Origin of the sequence: Synechococcales cyanobacterium T60_A2020_003 (assembly GCA_015272205.1) — a bacterium.
Classification (GTDB): domain Bacteria; phylum Cyanobacteriota; class Cyanobacteriia; order RECH01; family RECH01; genus JACYMB01.
Window position 1 is genome coordinate 1 of the sequence record JACYMB010000273.1, and the last position, 1,795, is coordinate 1,795.

3 protein-coding genes are annotated in these 1,795 nt (G+C 48.0%); 1 reads left to right on the forward strand and 2 read right to left on the reverse strand.

Annotated elements, in window-relative coordinates; translation table 11 throughout:
- Both IGR76_13590 and IGR76_13595 read right to left on the reverse strand, forming a co-directional pair.
- Positions 1–154: hypothetical protein (locus IGR76_13590; protein MBF2079510.1), on the reverse strand; the 154-nt coding region annotated here is incomplete at its 3' end.
- Positions 135–923, reverse strand: coding sequence for a hypothetical protein (locus tag IGR76_13595; GenBank protein MBF2079511.1), 789 nt, complete (start codon positions 921–923; stop codon positions 135–137). The genes IGR76_13595 and IGR76_13590, both read right to left, overlap by 20 nt.
- A gap of 551 nt (positions 924–1,474) precedes the next feature.
- Between IGR76_13595 and IGR76_13600 the strand changes: the two genes are divergently transcribed.
- Complete coding sequence (locus tag IGR76_13600; protein ID MBF2079512.1) at positions 1,475–1,690, forward strand: hypothetical protein; 216 nt, start codon at positions 1,475–1,477, stop codon at positions 1,688–1,690.
- Positions 1,691–1,795 lie beyond the last annotated feature (105 nt).

Consider the following 1,795-nt stretch of genomic DNA (forward strand, 5'->3'; position numbering starts at 1 on the left):
AACTTGCTCTTTTTTGATTCTGATACCCCGTCCGCTTGCGGCGGGGTAGTTCATTGGTAGGTAGCTGATCAGGGGTGAGATCAGCGGTGAAATCAATGGCTCCAGCTTCCAGTTGGGCCAGCCGCGCCGCTGGGTCATCTACAAACTGAACCACCACCTGATCCGATTTGGGTAAGCCCTCTTTCCAATAATCGGGATTCTTTTCCAGAATGATGCGATCGCCCGATCGCCACTCGGTGACAATAAATGGTCCGGTACCTACCGCTAAGCGTGCCGTAATCCGCTCCTTTTGCTTTAATCGCATCGGGACTAGCAATGCCAAAGTATCCAGAGGCGATCGCCGCAGGAAAGGCAGCAAAGGGTTGTTTCAGCTTGAAGCTAACGGTTGTATCGTCTACGGCCGTGACCTCTTGCAGCAACGACTCCTCTGAGCCTTTGTATCCGCCGAACAGATCCGACCAAATTTCATACAGCTTGCCCGCATCGCGATATCCAAACTCAAACTCTGGATCCCACCAGCGGTTCACGTTGAACACCACGGCCTCTGCGTTGAAGTCTGTACCATCGTGAAACTTCACATCATCGCGTAGCTTAAATGTCCATGTCAGTCCGTCATCGGAAACTGTCCACTCGGTGGCAAGGCTCGGTTCAATATCCGTGGTTCCAGGAACAAAATCAAGGAGGCGATTATAAATTTGCTCGTGGAGAATAATTGAGTTGCCGTCCGTGATATTACCAGACTCCAGGCTCACGGGTTGACCACCTGATCCGTATACCAGCGCTCCGATTGGGGCGGCTGCACTGGGTGAGGCCGTAGGGTCAGTTGCATTTTGAGAGTCGCCGCCGCAATTGGTGAGGGCGATCGCCAACCCACACGCAACCAATGCTAAAATCACGACTCGAAATCGTCGCCAGAACTTCATTACTCATCCTCTCAACAGTGGTCATCACATGTTCGTCATAGAAGGAGGGGGCAGCCTTCTTCATCACAACGGTTGGATCACAAAATCAATTGTTTTAGTAGATTAATCTCAAATCCAATGCCAGCACTATTAAAAATGAACTAAGTTAGCAGAGCTTGACGATATGAAACATGCAGGGAAACACGTAAAGATTGCTTGACGTTCAGTGTGAAGTTGCCATGAAGTATTTTTCGATACACACTGTCAAGTGCTGAAATTTACAGAGAAAGAACGCAACTCAGACGCGATAGCAATGAGAAGACTCAGTGAAGATACGGTGCCACTCCATCGCAATCCAAAATTCTCATGCTAGGCTTTAACAGAATCTTAGATCTAGGGATCTACCGATATGAAAAAGTTATACGGTGAGGTAGTGTCTTTACGTTGCTCCGATGTCGGCTCTGAGGATAAATGATGCGAGTTGAGCGCTGACAAAGAGCTTTATTCATGCCGAGCTATTTTACGCTAATGAACTAATAAACGTTAATTATTTACATACATGGGGCGTCCTCATGGTTGAACGTAATCTCCACAACATATCGCAAGGGGGGTTACCCCAATGCATCGTGACAGGTTCTGCGGAAGCACTATCTCATCTAAAAGGTCTGACTGATAAGGAATTGAATGCTTTAGAGCGTTGGTGTGCGAATCTGCCCATTGATAGCGATGTTCGGAATCGCCTCTCTAACGCCATCGATCAGGTATCGAGCTTACGGATCAAGGGTTAGGTGGCGATCGCAGCAGGTTAACTTGCCCGAACTCCTACTTCACTTTCAATTTTGGTAATTGGTCACAGCAAGAAGCACACCGTATTGAGAATAAGGCGTTTCCTT

What these genes read in the sequence shown, in the direction of transcription:
- IGR76_13595 (MBF2079511.1), bottom strand. Translation starts at nt 923, where the DNA reads ATGAAGTTCTGGCGACGATTTCGAGTCGTGATTTTAGCATTGGTTGCG.
- IGR76_13600 (MBF2079512.1), top strand. Translation starts at nt 1,475, where the DNA reads ATGGTTGAACGTAATCTCCACAACATATCGCAAGGGGGGTTACCCCAA.